The organism is Streptomyces sp. NPDC045778 (assembly GCF_056431945.1).
This window is the reverse complement of the sequence record NZ_JBWKJZ010000001.1, coordinates 415,808-422,052: the sequence shown is the minus strand read 5'-3', so window position 1 is coordinate 422,052 and position 6,245 is coordinate 415,808. Positions and strand designations below refer to the sequence as shown.

Annotated in this window: 5 protein-coding genes; all 5 read left to right on the top strand. The window is 74.8% G+C overall.

Annotated features, from left to right (window positions below; all coding sequences use genetic code 11):
* The first annotated feature begins 528 nt into the window (after positions 1-528).
* The 5 genes from AC07GB_RS01845 to AC07GB_RS01825 all read left to right on the top strand — a co-directional run bounded on the left by AC07GB_RS01845 (position 529) and on the right by AC07GB_RS01825 (position 6,229).
* Positions 529-3,327 carry a sensor histidine kinase gene (locus tag AC07GB_RS01845; protein ID WP_478841249.1) on the top strand — a complete coding sequence of 933 codons (2,799 nt, stop codon included), beginning with the start codon at positions 529-531 and terminating at the stop codon, positions 3,325-3,327.
* Positions 3,324-3,899 (top strand): roadblock/LC7 domain-containing protein, encoded by a 576-nt coding sequence (locus tag AC07GB_RS01840; protein ID WP_478841248.1) that lies wholly within the window; start codon positions 3,324-3,326, stop codon positions 3,897-3,899. Before AC07GB_RS01845 ends, AC07GB_RS01840 begins: the two co-directional genes overlap by 4 nt.
* Positions 3,896-4,318: a DUF742 domain-containing protein gene (locus AC07GB_RS01835; RefSeq protein WP_478841247.1), complete on the top strand. Its 423-nt coding sequence runs from the start codon at positions 3,896-3,898 to the stop codon at positions 4,316-4,318. The genes AC07GB_RS01840 and AC07GB_RS01835 overlap by 4 nt, the downstream gene beginning before the upstream one ends.
* Positions 4,299-4,931, top strand: coding sequence for a GTP-binding protein (locus tag AC07GB_RS01830; protein WP_478841246.1), 633 nt, complete (start codon positions 4,299-4,301; stop codon positions 4,929-4,931). The genes AC07GB_RS01835 and AC07GB_RS01830 overlap by 20 nt, the downstream gene beginning before the upstream one ends.
* Before the next feature lie 62 nt (positions 4,932-4,993).
* Entirely contained in the window at positions 4,994-6,229 is a 1,236-nt protein-coding gene (locus AC07GB_RS01825) for a styrene monooxygenase/indole monooxygenase family protein (protein WP_478841245.1), read from the top strand.
* Positions 6,230-6,245 lie beyond the last annotated feature (16 nt).

Genomic DNA, 6,245 nt, shown 5'->3' with positions numbered 1-6,245 from the left:
GCGACCCCCACGGATGCCTCAGCGCACCCCACAGGCTCCCCGGCGCGGGCGAAGGGCGCCCCGGCGACCCCCACGGGCGCCTCAACGCACACCACCGGCACTTCGGCGCACCCTCCAGGCACCCCGGGGCGGGCCAAGGGTGCCCCGGCGACCCCCACGGATGCCTCAGCGCACCCCACAGGCTCCCCGGCGCGGGCGAAGGGCGCCCCGGCGACCCCCACGGGCGCCTCAACGCACACCACGGGCACCTCGGCACACTCCACGGGCACCCCAGCGCACGCCAACGGCACCTCAGCGCGCGCCGCAGGCACCTCGGCTCAGCCCCAGGGCACCTCAGCTCAGCCCAAGGCCACCCCGGCGAACCCGAACGGCACCCCGGCGAACCCCGACGGCACCCCGGCGCAGGGCGCCTCGGCGCGGCCCGAGGGTGCCACCGCTCCGGGTGCCTCGGCGGACGCCCCGGCCGACCTCGCCCCCCAGCCCGCGGCCCCCCCACCCCCCAAAGCCCGCGTCCGTAACCGGCTCATCGTGGCCGTCGCCGTGGTCGCCGCCGCCGTCGCCGGTGCGGGGGCGCCCGCGGTCATCGCCGCGTCCGGGGACCTCGGCGACTCGCAGAGCCTGTTCACGCTGTCCGAGCTGACCCAGCAGGCCGTCACGCTCAGCCACTCCCTGGCCGACGAGCGCGACGAGGTCACCGCCTACATCGCCGCGGGCCGCCCGGACGGCAAGGGCCTGTCGGAGGGCCGCAGCGCCCGCGTGGACCGGCGGATCGAGGAGCTGCGCGAGGCCGCCGCCGACGCGAACACCAACAGCTCCGTCACGGCCGGGCTCCGCCGCGACCTCGCGGAGCTGGCCACCGTGCGGCGCTCCGCGCTCACCGGCAGGAGCAGCGCCCTCGACGCCCACAAGGCGTACGCGAAGGCCATCGACGAACTCCATGCCCTCACCCGCGAACTGGCGGAGGAGATGCCGCCGCGCGCGGGCTCCGGCGCCTATGCGCTCGCCGACCTCGACCACGCCGTCGACCAGGCGGGCGCCACCCGTGGCCTGCTCATCGCCGCCCTGTCCGTGCCCCGCCCGGCCGCGGGCTCCACCGTCGACCCGGTCACCGGCCTGCCCACCTCCGGGCCCGACGAGCCGGACGCCGGGGCCGGGCAGCGCGACGACCTCAGCGCCGCCGCCCAGCAGGCGCACGTCCGGGAGCTGGCCGCGCTCGCCGACTTCCAGGGGGCCGCGCCCGGCAAGGCCCGCGCCACCTACGAGTCGACGGTCACCGGCTCCGACGTGACCACCGCCGAGCAGTACCTGGACCGGCTCACCGACGAGCGCACGCTGTCCGCCGCCGACCGGCGCCTCGACCGGGACAAGGTCAACACCGCCCTCTCCGCGCGCATCGAGGCCATGCGCGGCGCCGAGAACGCGCTCGCGGCCGCCCGTACGAAGAGCCTCGCGGAGCTGCGTGACGACGATGTCACCGCCCTGGAGATCAGGGTGGCGCTCGTCGGCGCGCTGTTGCTCCTCGCCGTCGGCGTCGCCATGGCGACGGCCCGCTCGCTCACCCGCCCGCTCGCCGTCCTCCGCCTCGGCGCGGCCCGGGTCGCGGCGGCGCCGGGGACGGCGGAGCCGGTGCGGTTCACCGGCCGAGACGACGAGTTCGCCGCCGTCGTACGGTCCGTCAACGCGCTGCACGGCCACGCCGTCGCCCTCCAGGAGCGCCTCGGCACGCTCGAAGCCGACCGCAAGCACCTCATCGGCCGGCGCCAGACGATGGCCGACGCCCGCCAGGCGATGGCCGACGAGCGCGACGCGCTGCGCGCCGAACTCGCCGAGGCCGCCACGAACCTGGACCGGGTGCGGCGCGGCATCCAGGGCACCTTCGTGAACCTCGCGCTGCGCACCCTCGGCCTCGTCGAGCGCCAACTCGCCGTCATCGAGAACCTGGAGGAGCGCGAGCAGGACCCCGACCGGCTCGCCACCCTCTTCAAGCTCGACCACCTCGCCACCGTCACCCGCCGCCACAGCGAGAACCTCCTCGTCCTTGCGGGCGCCGACCACGGCCACCAGCACACGGGCCCGGTGCCGCTCGTCGACGTCGTCCGCGCCGCCGTCAGCGAGATCGAGCGGTACGAGCGCGTCCGCATCGCCACGCTGCCGCCGCACTCCCACATCGCCGGGTTCGCGGCGGACGACATCAGCCACCTGGTGGCGGAACTCCTGGAGAACGCCACGTCGTTCTCGCCGCCCGACTCCTCCGTCGAGGTGTCCGGCTGGCTCCTGGAGAACGGCGAGGTGATGCTCTCCGTGCAGGACGACGGCATCGGCGCGAGCGTGGAGCGGCTGCGCGAGCTGAACACGCGGCTCGCCGAGTACACCGCGTTCTCCCCCGAGGACGCGTACGAGCACGAGAACGGCGACGAGCTGGGGCTCGGCCTGTACGTGGTGGCACGGCTCGCGGCCCGGCACGGGGCGCGGGTGCGGCTGCGCGAGCAGAAGCAGGGCGGGGTGGCCGCGGTCGTGGTGCTGCCCGACGGGATACTCACCGAGCCGCCCGCCGCGGTGCCCCCGGCACCCGAGCCGCCTGCCGCGGTGCCCCCGGCACCCGAGCCGCCCGCCGCGGTGCCCCCGGCACCCGAGCCGCCTGCCGCCGTGCCCCCGGCACCCGAGCCGCCCGCCGCCGCGCAGCCGAACGCAGCCCCGCCCGTCGCCGTGCCCCCGGCCCCCGTGCCCGCCCCCCGGGACGCGGAACCGGCCGCCCCGCTCCCCGGCTCCGATGCGGAGGCGGACTCCGACGTGCTGCCCGCGCGTCCGGGGGAGCGGGACCCCCTGATCGCGGCAGCCGAGACCACCATGGAACTCCTGGCGCCGACCTTCGGGACCGACCACCCCGACCGTCCCCAGGAGCCGGCGCCGCACGCGCGACCCGCCGAGGACGCGCCCACCGAGCCGCCGGCGCGCCCCGAGCCCGGCACACCCGATACGCCGAACACGCCCGACACGCCCAGCACGCCCGACGCGGACACCCCGCCGGAGGCCGAGCCGCAGGTCTACACCGCCAAGGGCCTGCCCAAGCGGACCCCCAGGGTCAGCCCGATCGCCGGGGGACTCACGCCCCGGCCCCGTGCCACCGGTGTCGACGCCGAGGAACTGCGGCGCAGGCTCGGCGGCTTCCAGCGGGGCGCCCTGAGCGGGCGGCGCGACGTGGAGGCCGAACTGGCCGGGGAGCCGCCCCACGGGCGGGCCACCCCGCGCCCGGCCCCGCGCCCAGCCACGCGTACAGCAGAGACCGCAGATGTTCCGGGGGACCCAGTCGAGGAGGCAAGCAGTTGACTGCGCCCATGCGCACGCCCGGTTCTTCCGCCCAGACCACGCAACCCGAGGAGTCCGCGAAACCCGGGCACGAAGCCGCGCGGCCCGCGCAGGCCGGGCCCACCGTGCACGGCCTGAGCAGCGAGGCCCGCAATCTGCACTGGCTCCTGACGAACCTCGTCGAGGAGGTCAGCGGCATCCTGTCGGTCGCCGTCGTCTCGTCCGACGGCCTCCTGCTGCTGTCCTCCGACCCCGCCCGCAACGCCGAGCACCGCCCCGCCCACCGGCCCACCGGGCCCAGGGGATCGAGCGCGGACCTCGCCACCATCGTGTCCGGCCTGGGCAGCCTCACCCTCGGAGCCGCCCAGCTCATGGACGGCGGAACGGTCAAGCAGACCGTCGTCGCCATGGCCGAGGGCAGCCTCTTCGTGATGGCGATCAGCGACGGCTCGCTGCTCGGGGTGCACGCGACACCCGACTGCGACATGACGGTCGTGGCGTACCACATGGCGCTCTTCGTCGGCCGGGCCGGACACGTCCTGACGCCCGAACTCCGCAGCGAGTTGCGGCAGTCGATGGAGAGCGCCGGATGAGCGCGGGCGCGGCGGCGCCCCGCCTGCCGGTGCGCGGCGCCGACCGTAAACCCGCGCGGGTACGCCCGTACTCGCTCACCGGCGGCCGCACCCGCTTCGGGCACGTCCTGCTCGTCGAGACGTTCGTGGCCGCCCACCCCGCGCTCGAAGCGGCCGAGGAGCGGCGCGAGCTGGGGCAGGGCGACCCGCTGAGCGCCCGGGTGATGCCGGAGCTGCGGGCCATCGTGGAGCTGTGCCGCCGGATGCGTACGGTCGCGGAGATCTCGGCGCTGTTGAAGATACCGCTCGGTGTGGTCCGCGTCCTGCTCAGCGACCTCGCCGACCAGGGAAGGATCCGCGTGTACGGGACGGGGCACGGCCCCGGGAGGCCGGACCGCGCGCTGCTGGAAAGGGTGCTGCATGGGCTCCGTGGCATCTGACACCCGCGTCCGGGAGCTGCTGGCGGGCGAAGAGGGCGTACAGGCCTGGCAGCTGGACCGCACGCGCGCGCCGATCGCCACGAAGATCGTGGTCGCGGGCGGCTTCGGCGTCGGCAAGACGACGCTCGTCTCGGCCGTATCCGAGATCACGCCTCTGAAGACGGAGGCGCTGATGACGCAGGCCAGCGCCGGCACCGACGATCTGAGCGCGACCCCGGGCAAGACCACGACCACGGTGGCCATGGACTTCGGCCGCATCACGCTGGCCGACGACCTGGTCCTGTACCTGTTCGGCACGCCGGGGCAGCAGCGCTTCTGGTTCATGTGGGACGACCTGGTGCGCGGCGCGATCGGCGCGGTCGTGCTCGCCGACACCCGCAGGCTCACCGACTGCTTCCCCGCGCTCGACTACTTCGAGAGCTGCGGGCTTCCGTACGTCGTGGCGGTCAACCACTTCGAGGGCACCGAGCGGTACGAGGCGGAGGACGTCCGCGAGGCGCTCACCGTGGCCGACCGGATACCCGTCCTGATCATGGACGCGCGGCAGCGGCCTTCCGTGATCGAATCGCTGCTCGCCCTGGTGGGCCACGCGCTGGACGAAACGCCCGAGTGACGGCTCGGGCGTGCCCGCGCCCGTGCGCCCGCCGCGTTCCATGAGGTAGGGGAAGGACCCGTATGCGGAAGATACTCGTCGTCGGAGCCGGTCAGTCCGGTCTCCAGCTCGCGCTCGGACTCCAGTCGCAGGGGTACGAGGTCACGCTGATGTCCAACCGCACGGCGGACGAGATCCGTTCGGGCCGGGTCATGTCGACGCAGTGCATGTTCGCCACCGCGCTCCAGCACGAGCGCGATCTGGGGCTGAACTTCTGGGAGTCGCAGGCCCCGGACATCGAGGGCGTCGGCGTCTCCGTCGCCGGGCCCGACTCCGCCCGCGTCATCGACTGGGTGGGACGGCTCGACGGCCACGCGCAATCCGTCGACCAGCGCGTGAAGATGGCCGGGTGGATGGAGACGTTCGCCCAGCGCGGCGGCCAGCTCGTCATCCACGGCGCGGCCGTCGGCGACCTCGACTACTTCTCACGCGCCTACGACCTGGTCCTGGTGTCGGCGGGCAAGGGCGAGCTGGTGTCGATGTTCGAGCGGGACCCGGAGCGGTCGCCGTACGCCACGCCGCAGCGGGCGCTCGCCGTCGCCTATGTGCACGGCCTCGGGCCGCGCCCCGAGCACCCCGAGTTCGACGCGGTCCGCTGCAACCTGGTGCCGGGCGTCGGCGAGCTGTTCGTGATGCCGACGCTCACCACCTCCGGGCGGGCGGACATCATCTTCTGGGAGGGCGTGCCGGGCGGTCCCCTCGACGTCTTCCAGGGCGTGAAGGACCCCGGCGAGCACCTCTCCCTGACCCTCGGGCTCCTGGAGAAGTTCCTGCCGTGGGAGTACGCGCGCGCCACGAAGGCCGAGCTGACCGACGCGGGCGGCACGCTGGCCGGGCGGTACGCCCCCACCGTGCGCAAGCCCGTCGGGCGGCTGCCCTCCGGCGGCCTCGTCCTCGGCGTCGCCGACGTGGTCGTCGCCAACGACCCGATCACCGGGCAGGGGTCCAACTCCGCGTCCAAGTGCGCGGCCTCGTACCTGGCGTCCATCGTGGAGCACGGGGACCGGCCCTTCGACGAGGCCTGGATGCGGGCGACGTTCGAGCGGTACTGGGCGACCGCGCGGCACGTCACGAAGTGGACCAACGCGATGCTGGCGCCGCCGCCCGAGCACGTGCTGAACCTGCTCGGCGCGGCGGGCGACCTCCAGCCGGTGGCCGACCGCTTCGCCAACGGCTTCAACGATCCGGCGGACTTCGAGGAGTACTTCTACGACCCGGCCCGCGCGGAGGCGTACTTGGCGGAGGTGGCCGGGGCGTAAGCCCCCGCTCCCCGAA